The organism is Enterobacter sp. UCD-UG_FMILLET, from assembly GCF_000762975.1.
Classification (GTDB): Bacteria; Pseudomonadota; Gammaproteobacteria; order Enterobacterales; family Enterobacteriaceae; genus Enterobacter; species Enterobacter dykesii.
Genome location: NZ_JRJC01000047.1, coordinates 100,716 through 122,318, shown reverse-complemented (window position 1 = coordinate 122,318; position 21,603 = coordinate 100,716). Strand labels below are relative to the sequence as shown.

Below are 21,603 nucleotides of genomic sequence, written 5' to 3'. Positions count from 1 at the left end.
CATGTCTTTGAAAAAAAATAGCCTGAAGCGTCAGGCGGGATTTACGCTGCTCGAATTAATGGTAGTGATCGTTATTCTCGGTGTGCTGGCCAGTATGGTCGTGCCTAATTTAATGGGCAATAAAGAAAAAGCCGATATTCAGAAAGCGACCAGCGATATTGTGGCGCTGGAAGGTTCGCTGGATATGTACAAACTCGACAACCATCGCTATCCGACCACCGAGCAGGGGCTGCAGGCGCTGGTGACCAAACCTGAAATTGCGCCTATTCCAAAAGGCTACCGTGACGACGGCTATATTCGTCGCCTGCCGCAGGATCCATGGGGCAATGACTATATTCTGGTCAGCCCGGGTGAGCATGGCGCTGTTGATATTTTCTCAGCTGGTCCGGATGCAGAAGCGAATACTGCCGACGATATCAGCAACTGGTCTTTTGATAAAAAAGATAAGTAATGAATAAGCAACGTGGATTTACCCTGCTGGAAATTATCGTGGCGCTGGTGATATTCGCCCTGAGCGCCATGATGGTGGTCACCACCATTCCATCACGCAGCGGCGCAGATACATTTGGTCAGCAGCTAAAATCCCTCGTTGAATATGGTTCTGACCGTGCGGTAATGGACGGAAATATTGTCGGGCTGGTGATGACCTCGTCAGAATTTGAACTGGTTACGCAGGTTGGCAATAGCGGCGAACGCCATTGGGCGCCGCTCAAGGCGGGACGAATCGNCCACCCGCGGCGAGTTTCCTGAGGAGATGCATGTCTCCCTCTCATCGCGAACGCTGGCGGCCACGCTGGACGATGAACCGCAAATCATTTTTTTGCCGGACGGCGAGCTTAGCCGCTTCACGCTCAGCCTCGAAAGCCTGGATAAAAAGCAGCGCTTTCACGTGACGTCACAGGGCTCTGTTCCCGTGGTGGTGGAAAACGATGACTAAACGCAAAACCAAAGAGCAGGGGATGACCCTGCTGGAAGTGATGGTGGCGCTGGTGATTTTCTCCACCGCGGCGCTGGCGCTGATGAACTCCGTCACCCTGAACGTGCGCTTTACCCACAGCCTGTCGGAAACGCTGCAGGCCGGCTGGGTGGCGGAAAACCAGCTGGCGCAAGCGCAGCTGGCGCAGGCCGATTTCCCGGACGCCGAGCAGGTAGGCACCGAAACCATGGGCGGACAAACCTGGACCTGGCATATCCAGCGGGTGAAAACCGCCGAAAATACCTTTGCCGATGAGGTACGGGTTTACAGCGAAGCAAGCGATGCGCAACCGGTGGTGGCGCTTCAGCTCGCCGAACCGGAGGTGGCTAGTGAGTAAGGTGCAGCGTCAGCAGGGATTTACCCTGCTGGAAATTATGATTGCGCTGGCCATCTTCGCGGTGATCGCCATTCTCGCCTGGCAAATTCTCGACGGGGCGATGCGCACCTCGACGGCCAGCGACGAGGCGGCGACGAAGGTAACGGCGCTTCAGCGCACGTACAACCTGCTCTCGCGTGACTTTTATCAGCTGCAGGCTCGCGCGCCGCGCAACAGCGGCGAGGTGTTCGTTCAGCAGCAGAATGGTCTGGAACTGACAACCCTGAACGGCATCAGCGGTCAGGTGCAGCTGGAGCGGGTGCGCTGGACGTTAAAGGACAAGCGCCTGTGGCGCAACGTCTGGGCTGCTATCGACGGACCCGCCAGCGCGCAGCCGGAAGAAGTGCCGATTCTGAACGATGTGAAAGCGATGACATGGCGTTTCTGGCACGAAGGCTGGCAGGAAAAATGGACCGACATCGGCCATCAGCCGGACGGCGTTGAGCTGAATCTGACCATGGAAAACGGCGAGACCTGGCGCTGGGTTTTTATCACTCCCGGCGATATGCCTGAGATCCAGACCGCGCCAAAAGAGACGAATGCGGACCCGGCGCAGCCGGCAGCGGAGAATGCGGCCCAGCCCGTAACAACCCCGCAGCCCGATACGGCAGTCGTTCCAGGAGTGAGTTCATGAGCGGCAAAACAGCGCGAAAAGAGCGTGGCGTGGCGCTGCTGGTGGTGCTGATCCTGCTGGTGATGATGTCCGCCCTGGCGGCGAAAATCAGTCAGCAGTTCTGCCGCCACCTGCAAAAAACGCATTATCAGGTCAGCCAGCAGACGCTGCGCTGGGCCATTGCCCGTCAACAGAAGGTACTGGAAAACGTATTGCAGAAAGCGGCCAGTTCAGAAGGGGCGGGGCTGTCGCCGCGAGGTGACTGGGCCCAGCCGCTGGAAACCCACGGGGATAACTACACCGTGGTGAGTCAGGTGGAGGATGCCCGGACCTGCTTTAACGTCAATAGTCTGTTGGCCGTTGACGCGGCGCCAGCGGCCCCGGCCGACTCAACTGCGCTGCCGGAAAAACCGGTCAAAGAGCAAATTATCGAACAACTGCTGACGGAAAGTGGCGTCGGTACGCTGGCGGCAGAAGAGATTTACCAGCAGCTGGTGGATTATCTTGACGCCGACGACGTGACGGTAAAACAGGGCCAGGAGGCCGATGCCTGGGCGAACGTGACGCCCGCCCGCGGTCCGGCGAATCAAATGATGCGCACCATCAACGAAATCAGACTGCTGCCCGCCTTTCCGCAGGCGGCGTGGCCGAAGGTCAGCAGGCTGCTGTGCGCCTTGCCGGATACGGATGGCACCATAAATGTGAATACCTTAACACGCGAACAGGCTCCGCTGCTGGCGGCGGTTTTTACCGGCGTGTTAAGCACGGACGACGCTGCCCGCCTGATCGATTCACGCCCGGAGGAGGGGTGGGCGTCGCTGGAGGCATTCAGCAAAGTGCTGGAGAGCAACTATCCGCAGACCAAAGATATCCTGGCGCAGATTCAGGACAGGGTTGCGGTCAACAGTCGCTATTTTCGGGTGGATACCACCGGCAATACCGATGATTTAACGCTGCGCGTCGTCAGCCAGCTTCACGTTGACAGTGAGGCTGGCAAGGTCGTGACCTGGCAACGCCGCTACCGAATGGTTGAATAAGATAAGTAGAAGATAATGAAAAAGGTGCTTTTTATTCGTCCCGACACCCGCGAGGACGGCAAAATTTGGTGGTGTGAATCCGGTAACGATCGGGTGGAGTCTCTGACGGGCTGGAGCGCGCTGAGCGAACTTTCCAGCCACCCGCTTTCTCAGCAGGTGTGCCTGTTGCTGCCGGCGAGCGAGACGATCTTTCGTCATTTTACCCTGCCGAAAAAAGGGCTTTCAGCCCAGACGGCGCCGTTCTCGTGGATGGCGGAAGAGACGCTGCTCGGCGAGGTGGAGACGCTGCACTGGACGGTGCTGAACAAAAAGGGGCCGGAGGTGGATGCCGTGGCCATCGACGCTGCACGTCTGCGCCACTGGCTTGCGCTGTTCGCTCAGGCGGGGCTCACGGTGGTCCAGGCGCTGCCGGATGCCTGGCTGCTGCCGGTGAGCGAAGGGGGCACGACGCTGGTGAGCCTGGAGGAGAGTTACTGGCTGCGTTTTTCCCCCGGCAGCGCTGGCGAAGCCGATATGGTTCTTCTGCCTCTGCTGTTGAGTAAATGCCCGGCGGGTGAAGTGTGCTGCTACGGCGATGCGCCGCAGGAAGTACAGGTGGATGAACGGCTGGCGTGGCAGCATCCGCTGGTACTGATCCAGCCCCAGTGGCAGGGCTGTCGTATCAACATGCTGCACGGTGAGTTTTCCGGGCGCAGCGCCAGCGGTCCGCGTTTTCGCCACGCGAAAACGGCCCTCGCGGCGGCGGCGCTGCTTTGCGTCGGCCTGCTGATCGGCCCCCGCGTTGGTATGGCGTGGATGCTCGCTCATCAGCAAAACGAGATCCGCGGGGAGATGACCACCGTAGCGCAGCATTATTTTCCGACCCTGCGCCAGACCAGCAATCTGAAGTACTACGTCGGGCAAAATATCAGCAAGGCGAAGAAAGGGGTCTTCCTGCAGCTCGAAGCGCTGAATCAAATCAGGCAGTCATTATCGTCTCTGGAGATCAACAGCGTGGAATATGACGAAACGCAAAATCAGCTGACGCTGAATGTGAAATCCATGGATAAACAGACCCTGCAGGATTTTGTCGCCCGCAGCGCCGAAACCTTTGACTTTGCGATGCAGCCGATCTCCGGCGAGGCGCCTTATACCGCCATTATTACCGGGAGCTATAAATGAAAACGCAAATAGCCCAGTTAAAAAACCGCTGGCAAAATTATAGTTCACGCGAGCGTCATTTATTTAAACTCTGCGGTGGGGCACTCTGCTGTGCGATGGTGTATTACGGCGCGATGATGCCGCTCGATACGCTGATCAAAAATAACGAGGCCGTGTTATTTAAGCAGAAGCAGACGCTGAACTGGATGCGCCAGGAAATTGATAAAAACCATCTCCAGTCCAGAAGGGTCAATACCCCGAACCCGCGCAGCGTGGTGGAAGAAAGTGCCAAAGTCGTGCACGTCGCGTTGACTGACGTGCGTCAGGAAGGGCAGTCGCTGACCTTTGATGTCGAGCGCGTCAGCGTTTTTGCCCTGCAAAACTGGCTGCGTGAGATGAACGTCTCTTCCGGTATCCATCTGGAGAAACTCGCGCTAACGCCGGTGGATCGTCAGAGTGACGTGAAAGCGCACATTACGCTGAGCTGGGCGAAAAGCGCATGAACCCGCTAATGCTGTTGCAGCAGGCGAATCTGCCGGGTCTGTGCGTCATGAGCGGAGCGCTGGGCGCGATCCTCGGCAGTTTCCTCGGCGTAGTGGCGGAGCGTATTCCGCCGCTGTTAATGGAAGAAGAGGGGGCCGGCAATCTGCTGTTTCCCGCCTCTCACTGCCCGGAATGCCGCCACGCCCTGAGCGCGTGGGAAAATATTCCCATCATTAGCTGGTGTGCGCTGCGCGGCCGCTGCCGCCGCTGCCATAGCGCGATTCCGCTGCGGCTGCTGATGGTGGAAGTCTGTAGCACTCTCTTTTTTGCCGCCAGCGCCGCGCTGGCACCGTCGTTTTCGGCGCTGATCGCGCTGTGGGTGATGTGGAGCCTGCTCCTGCCGCTGGTGGTGATCGATGCGCGCCATATGCTGCTGCCGGACTGCCTGACCCAGCCGCTGCTGTGGACGGGGCTGATGTTCCATGCCCTGTTCCATACGCTACCGCTGACCGATGCTATCTATGGCGCGGTGGCGGGCTATCTCTCACTCTGGCTGGTTTACTGGGCATTCCGACTGCTGACCGGCCGGGAAGGATTAGGCTATGGTGATTTTAAGCTGCTGGCGGCGCTGGGCGCCTGGTGCGGCTGGCAGGCGTTACCCTCTATTGTGCTTATCGCAGCGCTGGGGGGCATTATCGTGCATTGCCTGTTAAAGCCCTTTGAGAATAAAAATAACCTTATTTCCTTTGGCCCCTATATTGCGTTTTCCGGGCTGATTGTATTTATCGCGCAAACTTCGCATTTCATCCTTTAAATAATGTAGTCAAGTTTTTTTTGAAATTTTTCATTGGGGGAATGAAAGGAGAAAATAAATTCCCCACTGTATTCTTCTCTCCGCAATAAAAGATTTGTTGAAGCTTTTATGAGTGGAGGAAGGTACAGCGCAATAATAAACAGGTCTTTCGCGAACCAGAAACGTTCACGATTAATTTATCAGTAAATAACGTTTGTCCATGTTTAATGGAAAAGCATGGGTATTTAATTTCACAAATCGTATTATCAGGATCAAATAATGAAATTTCTGAAGCCTAAATATCTGGCACTCTTCGTTGCAGCGGCTGCAAGCCCGGTGTTCGCAGCAGTGCCCGGTAAAGCAACTATCACCAGTGGTAATGATAAATTTGCCATTGTTGAAGTTGATCAGTCTGCTTCTGCTTACAACAACCTCGTCAAAATCCATGATGGCGCCGATGTTAAAGTGCAGTGGGATGTCTGGAGCGGCGCGGCGCCGACGTCAGCGAAAGTGCTGCTCGACGGCAAAACCGTCTGGACCGGTGCAGGCAGCATGTCCGGTACGGCAACATTTAAAGTGATGAAAGGCGGTCGCTATCAGGAAACGGTTGAACTCTGCAATGCCAGCGGCTGCAGCACCAGCGCCAGCAAACTGATTATCGTCGCGGATACCGACGGTAGCCATCTGCTGCCACTCAACACCACCATGCAGGAAAATAATAAAACCCTCTCTAAGCACACCGATAAAGTGGTCGGTGCCTATTTCCCTGAGTGGGGTGTTTACGATCGTAATTTCCCGGTGGATAAAATCCCGGCAGCTAACCTCAACCACATTCTGTACGGCTTCATTCCGATCTGCGGCGGCGATGGCATCAACGACAGCCTGAAAACCATCGAAGGCGGTAACAGCTTCGAAGCGCTGAAACGCGCCTGTGCGGGCCGTCAGGACTTCCAGGTAGCGATTCACGACCCGTGGGCCGCACTGCAGAAACCTCAGGCTGGCGTCAGCAACTGGGACGACCCGTACAAAGGCAACTTCGGCCAGCTGATGGCGATGAAGAAAGCCAATCCAGGGCTGAAGGTGCTGCCGTCTATCGGTGGCTGGACCCTCTCCGATCCGTTCTTCAAAATGCACGACCCGGCGATCCGCGCGCGCTTCGTCGCGTCCGTAAAAGATTTCCTGAAAACCTGGAAATTCTTCGACGGCGTAGACATCGACTGGGAATTCCCGGGCGGTGGTGGCGAAAACGCCGCGCTGGGCAACCCGCAGCAGGATAAAGAGACGTATACCGCACTGATGCGCGAACTGCGCGCCATGATGAATGAACTGTCAGCCGAAACCGGCCGTACCTTTGAACTGACCTCAGCAATCGGTTCTGGCAGCGACAAAATTGAAGACGTTGATTACACCACTGCCCAGCAGTACATGGACCACATCTTCCTGATGAGCTACGACTTCTACGGCGGCTGGAGTAACACCGAGCTGGGCCATCAGAATGCGCTGCGTGCGCCGGCGAACAAACCGGATACTAACTACACCACTGAAAACGGCGTCAATGCGCTGCTGGCGCAGGGTGTACAGCCCGGCAAAATTGTCGTGGGGACGGCCATGTACGGTCGCGGCTGGACCGGCGTTCACGGTTACAGCAATAACAACCCGTTCACCGGCACGGCAACGGGCATGGTGAAAGGGACCTGGGAGCCGGGCGTGGTTGACTATCGTCAGATCGTTAACGAGTACAAAGGCAAAGCTGGCTGGGAATACAACTATGATGCCACCGCTGAAGCGCCATATCTGTTTAATAAAACCACCGGCGATCTGATCACCTATGAAGACGCGCGTTCCGCAACGGCGAAAGGTCAGTATGTGCTGGCGAAAAACCTGGGCGGTCTGTTTGCCTGGTCCATCGACTCCGATACCGGAGACATTCTGAACGCGATGAATGAAAGCCTGACGGGCGGCGGCGCTGCGCCGGTTGATCCGGTGGTGACCAACCATGCGCCGGTGGCGACTTCCGCTGACCAGACTGTCACCGGTCCGGTAACCGTGACCCTGGATGGTTCTGCCTCCACCGATCCGGATGGCGATGCCATCACCTACAAGTGGACGCAGATCTCTGGCCCGTCGGTGACCATCACCAACAGCACCAAAGCGAAAGCGACCTTCAACGTTGCCGCTGTCACCAGTAACCAGACTCTGGCGTTCCGCCTGACGGTCACTGACGCGAAAGGGTTGAGCAGCACCGCTGACGTTCAGGTCGTGAACAAAGCGCCGAAAGCAAACCAGGCGCCGGTGGTGAACCAGATGGAAGCCGTGACGCTGGAAGCGGGCCAGAGCTACTCTCTGCACGCGCAGGCGAGCGATCCAGATGGCGACGCGCTGACCTACTCCTGGAGCGTTCCTGCGAATATGCAGGCGACAGGCGCGGATACCGCGAACCTGAACATCACCGCGCCGGACGTGGACACGGAATCCACTTACACGCTGACCGTGGTGGTAAGCGATGGCAAGTCCAGCGTACAGACTAACGTCCAGGTGACGGTAACGCCTAAAGCGGCTGAAACCCCGTCTGACGAAGGTAACACCCCATCCGATGAAGGCAACACGCCGTCTGACGAAGGTAACACCCCATCCGATGAAGGCAACACGCCGTCTGATGAAGGTAACACCCCATCCGATGAAGGCAATACGCCGTCTGACGAAGGTTCTGCCACCAATAGCTGCGATAAGCCTGTTGACGCCAACGCCAGCAAATATGCTGCCTGGAGCGCAAGCAAGGTTTACAACGCGGGCAATACCGTCAGCTTCGACAACCTGGTCTGGAAAGCAAAATACTGGACTCAGGGCAACCAGCCGGGCTTCGGTGTGGATGCATGGGAGTTGGTCAGTCAGGTGAAATTCAACTGGCGCTCCGACGTGGTCTATAACGGCGGCGACACCACGACCTACAACGGTTACACCTACACCGCAAAATGGTGGACGAAGGGTGATAAACCAGGTAGCAGCGATGTATGGGTGAAAAAAGGCCCTGCGGCTGACTGCCAGTAAGTCACGGCCATAACAATGCGGGTAAGAAACTTGCCCGCCCTCACGGTTCACGTCCTGCGACGGACGTGGACCGTAAATCAGGAAACAGAGCAATAAGCGCGTAAGGAGACAATGAAAAAGAGCCGGACTGAAAATGAAAACCTTATTTTTATTGTTGCTGATAATAAGCCATAGCGTCTTTGCCAACTGCTGGGATAAAGCCGCCCGTTATTATCATGTGGATCCTTACCTGCTGTATGCCATTGCTAATGTTGAATCGGGAATGAACCCCAATGCGATTGGACAGAATAATGATGGCACGCGTGATGTCGGCCTGATGCAGATTAACAGTTCACATTTTTCCGAGCTGGAGCGAAAAGGCATTAATGAGTACCGGTTAATTACCGAGCCCTGCACCTCGATTATGGTTGGCGCATCGATATTATCCGGAATGATTAAAGTTTATGGCTATAACTGGGAGGCGGTCGGCGCCTATAACGCGGGTCTGAAAAAAGAGAATTACCCGCAGCGCATGGTCTATGCCCGTAAGGTCTGGAATAAATATCAGAAGTTAAAACGTAGCACCCGTAACCGTTATTATTATTGATTTTTGTTTTTTGAAGAGTACCGAATAGTGTTCTTCATAAAACGAAAACTGCTCCCGGGTTTATTTATTAAATGATTAATAAATAAACCGCGAAAAAATTAACTTTTATAGACCCTTAATATCATTAAGAGGACCATTGACATGAACAAAAGAACATTACTCAGTGTTCTTATTGCGGGCGCATGTGTTGCACCGTTTATGGCTCAGGCAACCCTGCTGCAGGCCAGCAGCGAACCTTACACCCTTAAGGCCAGCGATCTGCAGAAGAAAGAGCAGGAGTTAACCAACTTCCCGCTGATGGCTTCGGTGAAGTCAACCATCCGCACGCTGGACAACAGCCTGGTGGAACAAATTGAGCCTGGTAAATCGACAAACCCGGAAAACGTTAAGCGCGTGGAAGGGATTATCAAGGCCAGCGACTGGGATTATCTCTTCCCACTGCGTGCGCCGGAATATACGTACAGCAACTTCCTGAAAGCGGTCGGTAAATTCCCGGCACTGTGCCAGACCTATACCGATGGTCGTAACAGCGATGCCATCTGCCGTAAGTCTCTGGCAACCATGTTCGCGCACTTCGCGCAGGAAACTGGCGGCCACGAGTCCTGGCGTCCGGAAGCCGAGTGGCGTCAGGCGCTGGTTTACGTGCGTGAGATGGGCTGGAGCGAAGGTCAGAAGGGCGGATATAACGGCGAATGTAACCCGGATGTCTGGCAGGGGCAGACCTGGCCGTGCGGTAAAGACAAAGATGGCGATTTCGTTAGCTATTTTGGCCGCGGTGCGAAACAGCTCTCCTATAACTACAACTACGGCCCGTTCTCTGAAGCGATGTACGGCGACGTCCGCGTACTGCTGGACAAACCTGAGCTGGTGGCGGACACCTGGCTGAACCTTGCTTCCGCGATCTTCTTCTTCGCCTACCCGCAGCCGCCAAAACCAAGCATGCTGCAGGTTATCGACGGCACATGGCAGCCGAACGATCACGATAAGGCGAATGGTCTGGTACCGGGCTTCGGAGTGACCACGCAGATCATCAACGGCGGCGTGGAGTGTGGCGGCCCGACTGAGATCGCCCAGTCTCAAAACCGTATCAAATACTACAAAGAGTTCGCCAACTACCTGAAAGTGCCTGTTCCGTCTAACGAAGTGCTGGGCTGCGCCAACATGAAGCAGTTCGACGAAGGCGGTGCTGGCGCGCTGAAGATCTACTGGGAACAGGACTGGGGATGGAGCGCGGATACCCCGTCAGGCCAGACCTACTCTTGCCAGCTGGTGGGTTACCAGACGCCATTCAGCGCCTTTAAAGAGGGTGACTACACCAAATGCGTGAAGCATTTCTTCAATGTGAACGTGGTGGGTGAAGACGGGACTTCCGACGGCGGTAGCGTCACGCCAGCCCCGACGCCGACCCCTGTCGACCCAACGGACGAAGGCAACACCACGCCGGTGCCAGACGATAACACCCCGGCTCCGGACGATAATACGCCAGCGCCGGTAAACCATGCGCCGGTAGCAAAAATCGCCGGTCCGGTGGGTGCGGTTGAAGCGGGTAAATCAGTTTCTCTGAACGCGTCTGGCTCGACCGACGAAGACGGTAACCACCTGACTTATACCTGGACGGCTCCGAACGGCCAGACCGTAAGCGGCGAAGATAAAGCGATTATTACCTTCAATGCGCCGGAAGTGGCAGCGGCGACGCAGTACCCGATCAACCTTACCGTCAGTGACGGCGAGCTGAGCAGCACCACCAGCTATACGCTGAACGTACAGGCTAAGCAGACCAACGGCGGCCAGACCGGGACTTACCCGACCTGGACCTCCAAAACCAAATGGAAAGCAGGCGATATCGTTAACAACCGCGGCCAGCTGTTCCAGTGCAAACCTTATCCGTACAGCGGCTGGTGCAATAACGCGCCATCCTACTACGAGCCAGGTAAAGGGATTGCATGGCAGGACGCGTGGACTGCGCTGTAATCAGCAAAACAGCAAAATGACAAACGGCAACCTTCGGGTTGCCATTTTTTTCTCATCGTAAAAATGCAGGGCCAGATCTACCGATGAAGCTTCCCGTGATCCCGCAGCCACGCCGCCGTACGCGTAATCCCTTCATCCAGCGTCACAACCGGTTTGTACCCAAGCTCGTTCTCCGCCCGCGAAATATCCAGCGTGAAATCAAAGTTAAGCTTCGATACGCCGTAATGCGTTAGCGCAGGTTCTTTGGCCGTTTTACTGCCAAAACGCTCCATGCTGCGGGCAATCATATCCAGCATTGGGTAAGGGACTGAACGGATGCGGCAGTCGATCTGCAGTTCGTCAATTAAGCGCTGCACAATGCTGCGCAGCGTGCAGGGTTCGCCGTTCGTGATGTTGTAGGCGCGACCGGAGATCAGCTTATCGCAGTCCGGCTGGCTTGCCAGCCACATGGCGTGAACGGCGTTTTCGTAGTAGGTCATATCCACCAGCGCATCGCCGCCGCGCGGCAGCAGCACGCTGCCGTAGTGGTGCATCATCTGCGCCAGACGCGGAATAAATACTTTGTCGTGCGGCCCGAACAGGCTCTGCGGACGCAATACCGTAAAACGGGTGTGCGGGTTCGACTGCGCCAGCAGGTCAATCACCTCTTCGCTGGCCGCCTTGCTGCGGGCAAACTCGCAGGCAAAGCGGGCAGGGCGGAAATCTTCCTGCACGTCACGATGGTGGTGGTAGTCGAAATAGAGCGACGGTGACGAGATATGAATAAAGTTGCGCACGCCCCAGGCAACGGCCCATTCGCCCAGACGACGGGTGGCCCGCACGTTGGCGAGATCGAAGGCTTCCTGGGTACCCCACGGAGAGGTGAAACTGGAGCAGTGCCACAGCGTGTCGATACCGGCGAGCATCACTTTCGCCTGCGAGGAGACCAGCTCCGTCAGGTCAGCATGGACGAACTCCGCGCCCATTTTTTGCAGCAGTTTTCCCATCGCTTCGTTGCGACCGGTAGCCCTGACGCTGATGCCCTTGTTGCGCAGAAATTCGACCGCATTTCGGCCTAAGCCGCTGGTCGCCCCGGTAACCAGTACCTTCATATCAATCCACTGTGTTGAAAAGAATTTCGTGCGCATTCTTTCGTGAATTACGGCGCTATGCAATGGGAAAGGTGAAAGAAAGAGAGTTTTATTTAGATCTTTTCCGTCTTTTGTTCTGCCTGTTGCGCAATGCGTTTCGCCATTCCCCGGAAGATAAACAGGTGGGCAGGGATCATCAGCAGCCAGTAGAACAGACCCGGCATTCCGTGCGGATGCCACCAGGCGCGAACGTCCAGTTCACGGTGGGTGCCTTTGTCTTTCAGGGTAAAGCAAAGGCGACCCAATCCCGGGGCCTTCATGCCGAACAGCATCGCCAGCTGTTTTTCAGGCTCGACGATGATGACCTTCCAGCTGTCGACCGCGTCGCCTATCTCAAGATACGGGCGTGTCGGGCGGCCTTTCGCCAGCCTGTGCCCCACCAGCAGATCCATTGCTCCGCGCGTTTGCCAGAGGATATTACCGAAGAAATAACCGTCTTTGCCGCCAATCTGGTTCACCACCTCCCACAAGGCGGTCAGGCTGGCGTGGGTTTTCACCGTGCAGCCCGCCTGTTTCGGGTAATAGCCGTACTCCGGCCGCCAGCGGGCAAACGCCTGGGCGTCGTAACCCCAGTCGCTGGAGTTCACCAGCTGCTCTTCTTCTTTCAGCGTATTGCGCACGGCATCGTCAAAGCGGATCAGATCCTGGGGAATTAAGGCGCGCAGCGCCCGATCGTCGGCCAGTAAATCGTGCTTAAGCCCCTGGATCAGCGCTTTGGCGGTCGTCGGCGGCACGGAGGTGATCACATTCAAAAACCATACCGAAATCCAGCGGGTCGGGAAAGGGATGGGGATCAGCCAGCGGCGGCGGCCGCTGACGCGCATAAAGTGTTCGAACTGCTCCTGATAGCTCAGCACTTCAGGGCCTGCCGCCTCCAGCACGCGGTGTTGCTCTGCCGGATGATCCAGCAGCGCCACCAGATAATGCAGTAAATTCTCCAGCGCAATCGGCGTGGTGCGCGAGCGTACCCAGCGCGGCGGCGTGAGCACCGGCAGGTTGTAGACCATATCGCGCATCACTTCGAAGGCGGCGGAGCCTGCGCCGACGATGATCCCGGCGCGCAGTTCGGTGACGGGGATATTCGCCCCGCGCAGGGTTTCAGCCGTCAGATAGCGGGCGCGCAGGTGATCGGACTGCTCGTGTTCAGGTGCCTGGAGTGAGCTGAGAAAAATCACCTGCTTCACCGGGGTTTGCAGCAGGGCATCGCGAACGTTCATCGCCACCTGACGCTCGTGGGCGATAAAATCCCCGCCTTCGCCCATGCTGTGCACCAGGTAGTAAAGCGTGTCGACCTCCTCCAGCAGGGCGGGAAGCTCCTTCGGCCAGTTGAGGTCAACGCTGTGGCAGGTAACGCCCGGCAAACCGAGCTTTTGCAGGCGTTCGGTGTTGCGTGCCGCGGCCAGCACCTGGTGTCCCTGCTGGCTTAACGCCGCGGTGAGATGCTGACCGATGTACCCGCTGGCGCCGAGCACCAGAATGCGTTGCGGCACGTGATGCTCCTTATCGCTGTAAAAACGCCTGCCAGTGTTTCACCACGTCGGCCAGCTGCTCGCGGCTGACGTCGAGATGCATGACCAGGCGCACGACGGGTGAGGCGTTGATCAGCACGCCACGTGCTTTCATGAACTCACCCAGCGCTGCGGCGCGATCCTCGCCCACGCGGACGAACAGCATGTTAGTGTCGTGGCGCATCACGTCGGCGCCAATCTCGCGCAGCTGCGCCGCCATCCACGCGGCGTTGTCGTGATCGTCCTTCAGGCGCGCCACGTTGTTTTTCAGGGCATACAGCCCGGCAGCCGCCAGAATACCCGCCTGACGCATGCCGCCGCCGGTCATTTTACGCCAGCGGTTGGCGCGCTTGATGTAGTCCGCGTTGCCGACCAGCAGGGAACCCACCGGCGTGCCCAGCCCTTTAGAGAGGCAGATGGTAAAAGAGTCGCAGTATTGCGCAATCTCTTTCAGCTCACAGCCATACTCCACCACGGCGTTAAAGATGCGCGCGCCGTCCACGTGCAGGCCGAGCTTGCGCTCGCGGGTGAATTCCCACGCTGCTTTCAGGTATTCGCGCGGCAGGACCTTGCCGTTGTGGGTGTTTTCGAGGCTGAGCAGTCGGGTGCGGGCGAAGTGAATATCGTCAGCTTTGATTTTCGCCGCGACCTTATCGAGCGGCAGGGAGCCGTCCGGCGCGGCGTCAATCGGCTGCGGCTGGATGCTGCCGAGCACCGCCGCGCCGCCGGCTTCGTAGAGATAGTTATGCGCGCCCTGGCCGACGATATACTCTTCCCCGCGCTCGCAGTGGCTGAGCAGCGCCACCAGGTTAGCCTGCGTTCCGGTCGGCAGGAACAGCGCGGCCTCCTTGCCGCTCAGTTCAGCCGCGTAGCGCTGCAGCTCGTTGACCGTCGGGTCATCGCCGTAGACGTCGTCCCCGACCGGGGCGGCCATCATCTCTTCGAGCATGGCGCGGCTCGGGCGGGTTACGGTATCACTGCGTAAATCAATCATTTCACATCCCTTTTAATTTAAGAGGTCACGCGAAATGTTTTACCTGAGCCAGTTGGTTTTTGCCAGTTCGATCACCTCGTCGCCGCGCCCGCTGATGATGGCGCGCAGCATATAGAGGCTAAAGCCTTTGGCCTGTTCAAGCTTGATCTGCGGCGGGATCGCCAGCTCCTCTTTGGCGACCACGACATCCACCAGCACCGGACCGTCGATGGAAAACGCGCGCTGCAGGGCTTCATCCACCTCTGAGGCTTTCTCCACGCGAATACCGGTGATGCCGCAGGCCTCGGCGATGCGCGCGAAGTTGGTGTCGTGCAGCTCGGTGCCGTCCGTCAGGTAACCACCGGCCTTCATCTCCATCGCCACGAAGCCCAGCACGCTGTTGTTAAAGACCACGATTTTCAGCGGCAGCTTCATCTGTACTACCGACAGGAAATCCCCCATCAGCATGCTGAACCCGCCGTCGCCGCACATCGCCACCACCTGACGCTCCGGGGCCGTCGCTTTTGCACCCAGCGCCTGCGGCATGGCGTTGGCCATCGAGCCGTGGTTAAACGAGCCGAGCAGGCGGCGTTTGCCGTTCATCTTCAGATAGCGGGCCGCCCAGACGGTTGGCGTGCCTACGTCGCAGGTGAAGATGGCATCGTCGTCCGCGAAATGGCTGATCTGCTGCGCCAGATATTGCGGGTGAATGGCTTTGTCGCTCGGTTTGGCGAGATCGTCCAGCCCCTTGCGGGCATCGCGATAGTCGCTTAGCGCTTTATCGAGGAACTTGCGGTCGGTTTTCTCTTCCAGCAGCGGCAGCAGGGCGGCAAGCGTGGATTTGATGTCGCCCACCAGCGCCATATCGACCTTGCTGTGCGCGCCGATGCTGGCCGGGTTGATATCAATCTGAATGATTTTCGCATCCGTCGGGTAGAACGCGCGATACGGGAACTGGGTGCCGAGCAGGATCAGCGTGTCGGCGTTCATCATGGTGTGGAAGCCGCTGGAGAAACCGATCAGACCGGTCATCCCCACATCAAAGGGGTTGTCGTATTCAACGTGCTCTTTGCCGCGCAGGGCGTGAACTATGGGGGCTTTAAGCTTACCCGCGAATTCAAGCAGCTCCTTGTGCGCGCCCGCGCAGCCGCTGCCGCACATCAGGGCGATATTGCTGGAGTAACGCAGCAGCTGTGCCAGCTTTTTCAGCTCTTCTTCCGCAGGGGTCACCACAGGCTGCGGCGCGTGATACCAGTGGGTGCTGGCTCCTTCCGGCGCGGCCTTGAGGGCCACATCGCCCGGGATAACGACCACAGAAACGCCGCGGTTCAGCACGGCTTTACGCATGGCTATCGCCAGCACCTGCGGGATCTGCTCCGGGGATGAAACCAGCTCGCAATAATGGCTGCATTCACGGAACAGCTCCTGCGGATGCGTCTCCTGAAAATAGCCGCTGCCGATTTCGGAAGAGGGGATATGGGCGGCAATGGCCAGCACCGGCACGTGGTTACGGTGACAGTCGAACAGCCCGTTGATCAGATGGAGGTTACCCGGCCCGCACGATCCGGCGCAGACGGCCAGTTCCCCCGTGAGCTGTGCTTCAGCGCCTGCGGCGAAGGCGGCAACCTCTTCATGGCGGGTGGGCATCCATTCGATGGTCTTCATCTTGTTGAGGCTGTCGCTAAGTCCGTTCAGGGAATCGCCGGTTACGCCCCAGATACGTTTCACGCCAGCCTGTTCGAGCGTTTTCGCTATATATGCAGCCACGGTTTGTTTCATGGTTGTCCGTCTCCTTTTTGTGATATCGCTTACAAGCTTAGAAGAAAGTCTCCGTATTGCCCGTCGCATCCCCCCAATTAAAAGGTGCTTTTCACGCGCAATTATTCGGCATAATCTGGTGATGTCTCGGTGAAAACAGGAATCATTTCAGATGGTTAAATCATTGTTAATTGCTGTTAATGAAAAGCTATCGTGCGACGATCTTGGCAAACTCTTGTTACGACTTGCCGTCGGCGGGCTGATGCTTTTTCACGGTTTGCACAAGCTTTTTGGCGGCGTGGGCTTTATTAGCGGCATGCTGGTGGAAAAAGGGCTGCCGGGATTTATCGCCTACGGCGTATTGGTTGGCGAAGTGGTGGCACCGATCCTCATTATCGTTGGGCTCTTTACGCGCCCGGCCGCGCTGGTGCTGGCCTTTACGATGATTGTGGCGTGGCTGATGGTGGGAATGGGTGAAACGCTCGCCCTTGATAAGGTAGGCGCATGGGCGATTGAAAGCCTGGTGTACTTCTTTATCGGCTCGCTGGCGGTCGCGTTTTTAGGGGCGGGGCGGTTTGCCCTGGGTAAAGCGCCCGCGTGGCGGTGATGTTTTGTAGGCCCGGTAAGCGTCAGCGCCACCGGGCATTTTTTATCAGGCAAGAACCAAATCACCCTGCGGATGACATGAACACGCCAGTACATAGCCTTCAGTAATTTCCGCGTCGGACAGCGTCATGGTGCTGGTGACGGTGTACTCCCCGGATACCACTTTCGTCTTACAGCAGCCGCACACGCCCGCGCGACAGGCCGCCGCTACCGGAACCTTGTTGCTTTCCAGCGCCTCCAGCAGCGTGGTCCCTACGCGGCCAAAGAAGGTCTGCGCAGGCTGCAGTTTGGTGAACTTAACGCCGCCGGTGGCCGCTTCCGCCACCGGCGTGAAGAACTGCTCTTTGAGGAAGCGGGTCACGCCAAGTGCTTTCACCTCTTTTTCCACGATGTCCATATACGGCGCCGGGCCGCAGGTCATCACGGTACGGTTCGCGATATCCGGCACGCTTTGCAGCAGCTCGCGGCTCAGGCGACCGGGCACAAAGCCGTGCGTCGCGTTGTGCTCAGCCACCAGCGTCACCGGATAATCACGCCACTCCCCGGCAAAAATCACGTCTTCCGGGGAACGGACGCTGAAGATCGCCTGCACGTCGGCCTGCGGGCGGTTCTTCGCCAGCCAGCGGCGCATCGACATAATTGGCGTTACGCCACAGCCCGCCGCCAGCAGCAGGAATTTATCGTCTGCTTTGTCGTCACAGGTGAAATCACCCTGCGCGTCAGACAGCCAGATATAATCCCCGCGCTTCACGTCCCGCGTCAGCCACTGAGAGCCCGCGCCGTCGTCAATGCGGCGGACGGTGAGCGTAACGTACTCGCTCACGCCCGGCGTTGAGGAGAGGGTATAGGCGCGCAGGGTGTCCGCCGAGTTGCGAACGCTGACCAGCGCATACTGACCTGCACGGTACGGATAGTAGTCATGGCACAGCAGCGACAGCGTCCACACATCCGGCGTCTCCTGATGGATGTGATGAACCTGCATCCGCCACGGGCATTGTGAGGTTGGCATGGTCATGAATTACTCCTTATGCGCTCAGCAGCTGTTTCATATCGTCTTCAACGTTGGTCACGGAACGCAGGCCGAATTTCTCGTTCAGCACCGCCAGCAGGTCCGGCGTCAGGAAGCCAGGCGCGGTCGGGCCGGTCACGATGTTGGTGACGCCGAGAGAGAGCAGGGTCAGCAGGATGACAATCGCTTTCTGCTCGAACCATGACAGCACCAGCGACAGCGGCAGGTCGTTCACGCCGCAGCCCAGTTTCTCCGCCAGGGTGACCGCCAGAATGATGGCCGAGTAAGCATCGTTACACTGGCCCGCATCGATCAGGCGCGGCAGACCTTCGATGTCGCCGAAGTCCAGCTTGTTGAAACGGTATTTGCCGCACGCCAGGGTCAGGATCAGGCAGTCTTCCGGCACGCGGGTGGCGAAATCGGTGAAGTAGTTACGCTCGCCGCGCGCGCCATCGCAGCCGCCGACGAGGAAGATGTGGCGCAGCTTTTCACGGCTGACGAGATCGATCAGCGAATCAGCGGCACCCAGCAGGGTTTCACGACCGAAGCCGACGGTAATAAGGTGCGGGATCTCGCTGTACGGGAAGCCCGCCATCTGCTGCGCCTGCGCAATCACCGGCCCGAAATCGTCACCTTCAAGATGGCTCACGCCCGGCCAGCCGACGATGCTGCGGGTCCAGATGCGGTCATCGTACGCGCCGACGGTCGGGTCGATGATACAGTTAGAGGTCATCACGATAGGGCCAGGGAAGCGGGCGAACTCCACCTGCTGGTTCTGCCAGCCGCTGCCGTAGTTACCGATCAGATGCTTAAATTTACGCAGCTCCGGGTAGCCGTGCGCCGGCAGCATTTCGCCGTGGGTATAAACGTTAACGCCGGTGCCTTCGGTTTGCTTCAGCAGGTTGTAGAGATCTTTCAGGTCGTGACCGGAAATCAGGATGGACTTGCCTTCAGTTGCTTTGACGTTGACCTGCGTCGGCGTCGGATGGCCGTAGGTGCTGGTTTCACCGGCATCAAGAATGCTCATCACGCGGAAGTTCATCTGGCCGATTTCCATTGAGCATTCCAGCAGCGCGTTCATATCGGCAGGCCAGGTACCCAGCCACGCCATGATTTTGTGGTACTGGGCGTAGATGTCGTTGTCGTACTGACCGAGCACATGCGCGTGTTCCATATAGGCCGCAGCGCCTTTCAGGCCGTACAGGCACAGCAGGCGCAGGCCGAGAATGTTCTCGCCAATCGCCGCTTTGTCTTTATTCGGGGTGAATTCTGCCGCCTGACGCTGGAGGTCGCCGAGATCGTCGCTGACCAGCTGCAGTTCAGACATCGGGTTTTCCACGCGGGCGCTGGCGTCCGCCTTCAGGCACTGTGCTTTCAGCGCTTCACGCAGGGCAATCGCTTCGCGGGCGTAGCCGACAATGCGCGGAGAGTCGAAGTTGACGTTGGTCAGCGTGGAGAAAAACGCGCGCGGGGCGAAGCTATCGACGTAGTGGTCGACAATGCCGTATTCGCGGGCTTTGAACGCCCATGCGGAAAGGCCTTGCAGGGCCGCAATCAGCAGGTCCTGCAGGTCAGATGTTTCTGCGGTTTTGCCGCACATACCCTGTGCGTAAGAGCAGCCATTGCCTGCCGGGGTACGGATGGTTTGTTCACATTGCACACAAAACATAATCACACCTGTTAAAGTTATATTTGATATACATGTTTAAGGTTATGCCTGTGCCAGAACGGAGAAAAGGGCTTTCTGCTACAAAATAGAGGGATATTGATTTAGCGCAATTTTGGCGGCAGGAAACCTACCGCCAAAGAAGTATCAGGCAGAGAAGAAGGCCATCATGACCGGAACCAGCAGGCTTAAAATAAAGCCGTGCACGATAGCCGCGGGCACCATCTCCAGCCCTCCGGAGCGTTGTAATACCGGCAGGGTAAAGTCCATTGACGTTGCGCCGCACAGGCCCAGCGCGGTAGAACGGCTGCGGCGAACCAGGCTCGGGATCAGCATGATGGCAATCAGCTCGCGCGCCAGATCGTTAAAGAAGGCGGCGCTGCCGATCACCGGACCGAACGATTCGGTCAGCAGAATACCGGAGAGCGAATACCAGCCAAAACCAGACGCCATCGCCAGGCCGGTTTTCAGCGGCAGATCGAGAATAAAGGCGTTAATGACGCCCGCCACCATTGAACTGGCGACAACCATAACGGCAACCATCATCCCCCGACGGTTGAGGACAATTTGTTTTAGCGTCATGCCATTATTTCGCAGCTGAATACCAATCAGGAACAGCAGGAAGATCAGCGTATATTCACTGGCCTCAGTCGCGTGCTGTAAAAATGCCCAACCGGTCAGCCCAAGAAGAAAACCGAGCACCACGACGCCGCATAATTTTAATGATTCAAGCGCCATTGCAATTCGTGAAGGGAGTTTTTCCTGATGGTGGTGATTTTTCCATGGAATAGTGCGCTCCAGCCACAGCAGCGCGGCAATATTGCACAGCAAAATAACCACCACGGTGACGACAGAATAATGGAGGATGGAGAGTAAATTCGCCGATAAGTTGTCCAAAAATGCCAGGCTAATCCCCATAAAGAAAAGAATAACGTAGACAATCCAGCTCAGGAATCGATTAATGAGCCTTAATGCGGATTCACGGTGCAGCGGAATAAGATAGCCCACGATCAAGGGCAGCAAAATGATGAGGAGTCCTGAAAACATGAACAGCCGGTCCTTTTTGAGTATCGGTTAAGCGCCAGTGACACTACCCAATAAAGACTGTTCAGTAAAGCGGCAAAAGAAAGCCGGGCGGCGGCTACGCCTTACCCGGCTTGTGTCTATGTGGGGTGTGCGGCCTGCAGCCCTCACCCCGGCACTCTCCCACGGGGAGAGGGAGGAAAGATTAATCGCGTTTTTCCAGCAGGGTGCGATACAGCACGCCGCCCAGGATACCGCCGATAATTGGCATCACCCAGAATAGCCACAGCTGCTCAAGCGCCCAGCCGCCCTGGAAGATGGCGACGGCGGTACTGCGCGCCGGGTTAACGGAGGTGTTGGTGACCGGAATAGAAATCAGGTGGATAAGCGTCAGCGCCAGACCAATGGCGATCGGGGCGAAACCGGCTGGCGCGAGTTTGTCCGTTGCGCCGTGGATCACCAGCAGGAAGCCGGCAGTAAGCACGATTTCAATCACGATGGCAGACAGCATGGAGTAGCCGCCCGGAGAGTGCTCGCCAAAGCCGTTAGAGGCAAAGCCGCTGGCCGCCGCGTCGAAGCCGGCTTTACCGCTGGCAATCACGTACAGAACGCCAGCCGCAATAATACCGCCAACCACCTGTGCCACAATGTAGCCAATTACGTCTTTCGCCGGGAAACGGCCACCCGCCCATAAACCTAACGTGACTGCCGGGTTAAAATGACCGCCGGAAATATGTCCCACGGCAAACGCCATGGTTAATACGGTTAAACCAAACGCCAGTGCGACGCCGACAAAACCAATGCCTAATTCCGGGAATGCTGCTGCCAGAACGGCGCTACCGCAGCCACCAAATACCAGCCAGAATGTACCAAAGCATTCTGCTGCCAATTTTCTAAACATAACCAC

General features: G+C 57.2%; 19 protein-coding genes and 1 pseudogene. 12 read left to right on the top strand and 8 right to left on the bottom strand.

The genetic code is table 11. The features are described from left to right. Position 1 precedes the first annotated feature (1 nt). The 11 genes and pseudogenes from gspG (at position 2) to LA04_RS21685 (ending at position 11,023) form a co-directional block, all read left to right on the top strand. Positions 2-451 (top strand): type II secretion system major pseudopilin GspG, encoded by a 450-nt coding sequence (gene gspG / locus LA04_RS21735; protein ID WP_029739462.1) that lies wholly within the window; start codon positions 2-4, stop codon positions 449-451. Then, positions 451-937 (top strand): annotated as a pseudogene (gene gspH, locus LA04_RS21730) (type II secretion system minor pseudopilin GspH). The gene gspG and the pseudogene gspH overlap by 1 nt, the downstream one beginning before the upstream one ends. Continuing rightward, a complete protein-coding gene (gene gspI, locus LA04_RS21725) occupies positions 930-1,313 on the top strand; it encodes a type II secretion system minor pseudopilin GspI (protein WP_047653143.1) in 384 nt (127 codons plus the stop codon). Before gspH ends, gspI begins: the two are co-directional and overlap by 8 nt. Further along, the gene (gspJ, locus tag LA04_RS21720) at positions 1,306-1,986 is read left to right on the top strand and encodes a type II secretion system minor pseudopilin GspJ (protein WP_047653142.1); all 681 of its coding nucleotides are present in this window, start codon (positions 1,306-1,308) and stop codon (positions 1,984-1,986) included. Before gspI ends, gspJ begins: the two co-directional genes overlap by 8 nt. Next, positions 1,983-3,002: a type II secretion system minor pseudopilin GspK gene (gene gspK, locus LA04_RS21715; protein WP_047653141.1), complete on the top strand. Its 1,020-nt coding sequence runs from the start codon at positions 1,983-1,985 to the stop codon at positions 3,000-3,002. The genes gspJ and gspK overlap by 4 nt, the downstream gene beginning before the upstream one ends. Before the next feature lie 15 nt (positions 3,003-3,017). After that, a complete protein-coding gene (gspL, locus tag LA04_RS21710; RefSeq protein WP_047653140.1) occupies positions 3,018-4,163 on the top strand; it encodes a type II secretion system protein GspL in 1,146 nt (381 codons plus the stop codon). Then, positions 4,160-4,645, top strand: a complete 486-nt coding sequence (gspM, locus tag LA04_RS21705; RefSeq protein ID WP_047653139.1) for a type II secretion system protein GspM — start codon at positions 4,160-4,162, stop codon at positions 4,643-4,645. The genes gspL and gspM overlap by 4 nt, the downstream gene beginning before the upstream one ends. Further along, positions 4,642-5,439, top strand: coding sequence for a prepilin peptidase (locus tag LA04_RS21700; RefSeq protein ID WP_047653138.1), 798 nt, complete (start codon positions 4,642-4,644; stop codon positions 5,437-5,439). Before gspM ends, LA04_RS21700 begins: the two co-directional genes overlap by 4 nt. Positions 5,440-5,697: 258 nt before the next feature. Continuing rightward, positions 5,698-8,466, top strand: a complete 2,769-nt coding sequence (locus LA04_RS21695) for a glycosyl hydrolase family 18 protein (protein ID WP_047653137.1) — start codon at positions 5,698-5,700, stop codon at positions 8,464-8,466. Between the two features lie 133 nt (positions 8,467-8,599). After that, a complete protein-coding gene (gene iagB / locus LA04_RS21690) occupies positions 8,600-9,052 on the top strand; it encodes a type III secretion system invasion protein IagB (protein WP_047653136.1) in 453 nt (150 codons plus the stop codon). Between the two features lie 141 nt (positions 9,053-9,193). Then, on the top strand, positions 9,194-11,023 hold the full coding sequence (locus LA04_RS21685; protein ID WP_047653135.1) for a chitinase: 1,830 nt from the start codon (positions 9,194-9,196) through the stop codon (positions 11,021-11,023). A gap of 77 nt (positions 11,024-11,100) precedes the next feature. Here the strand turns inward: LA04_RS21685 and LA04_RS21680 are convergent, their stop codons facing one another. The 4 genes from LA04_RS21680 to poxB all read right to left on the bottom strand — a co-directional run bounded on the left by LA04_RS21680 (position 11,101) and on the right by poxB (position 16,413). Further along, positions 11,101-12,114, bottom strand: a complete 1,014-nt coding sequence (locus LA04_RS21680) for an NAD-dependent epimerase/dehydratase family protein (protein WP_047653249.1) — start codon at positions 12,112-12,114, stop codon at positions 11,101-11,103. A gap of 92 nt (positions 12,115-12,206) precedes the next feature. Then, positions 12,207-13,643: an SDR family oxidoreductase gene (locus tag LA04_RS21675; protein WP_047653134.1), complete on the bottom strand. Its 1,437-nt coding sequence runs from the start codon at positions 13,641-13,643 to the stop codon at positions 12,207-12,209. 10 nt (positions 13,644-13,653) lie between these two features. Continuing rightward, positions 13,654-14,655, bottom strand: coding sequence for a low-specificity L-threonine aldolase (gene ltaE / locus LA04_RS21670; protein ID WP_047653133.1), 1,002 nt, complete (start codon positions 14,653-14,655; stop codon positions 13,654-13,656). 39 nt (positions 14,656-14,694) lie between these two features. After that, on the bottom strand, positions 14,695-16,413 hold the full coding sequence (gene poxB / locus LA04_RS21665; RefSeq protein WP_023310968.1) for a ubiquinone-dependent pyruvate dehydrogenase: 1,719 nt from the start codon (positions 16,411-16,413) through the stop codon (positions 14,695-14,697). A gap of 151 nt (positions 16,414-16,564) precedes the next feature. Between poxB and LA04_RS21660 the strand changes: the two genes are divergently transcribed. Beyond that, positions 16,565-16,999 carry a DoxX family protein gene (locus tag LA04_RS21660; RefSeq protein WP_033145069.1) on the top strand — a complete coding sequence of 145 codons (435 nt, stop codon included), beginning with the start codon at positions 16,565-16,567 and terminating at the stop codon, positions 16,997-16,999. A 45-nt stretch (positions 17,000-17,044) separates the two neighbouring features. On the opposite strand, the gene hcr is transcribed toward LA04_RS21660, so the two are convergent. The 4 genes from hcr to aqpZ all read right to left on the bottom strand — a co-directional run bounded on the left by hcr (position 17,045) and on the right by aqpZ (position 21,597). Then, positions 17,045-18,013 (bottom strand): NADH oxidoreductase, encoded by a 969-nt coding sequence (hcr, locus tag LA04_RS21655; RefSeq protein ID WP_047653132.1) that lies wholly within the window; start codon positions 18,011-18,013, stop codon positions 17,045-17,047. 10 nt (positions 18,014-18,023) lie between these two features. After that, complete coding sequence (hcp, locus tag LA04_RS21650) at positions 18,024-19,676, bottom strand: hydroxylamine reductase (RefSeq protein ID WP_047653131.1); 1,653 nt, start codon at positions 19,674-19,676, stop codon at positions 18,024-18,026. Between the two features lie 144 nt (positions 19,677-19,820). Further along, positions 19,821-20,720, bottom strand: a complete 900-nt coding sequence (locus tag LA04_RS21645; RefSeq protein ID WP_047653130.1) for a lysine exporter LysO family protein — start codon at positions 20,718-20,720, stop codon at positions 19,821-19,823. A 181-nt stretch (positions 20,721-20,901) separates the two neighbouring features. Next, positions 20,902-21,597 (bottom strand): aquaporin Z, encoded by a 696-nt coding sequence (gene aqpZ / locus LA04_RS21640; RefSeq protein WP_047653128.1) that lies wholly within the window; start codon positions 21,595-21,597, stop codon positions 20,902-20,904. Between the last annotated feature and the right edge of the window lie 6 nt (positions 21,598-21,603).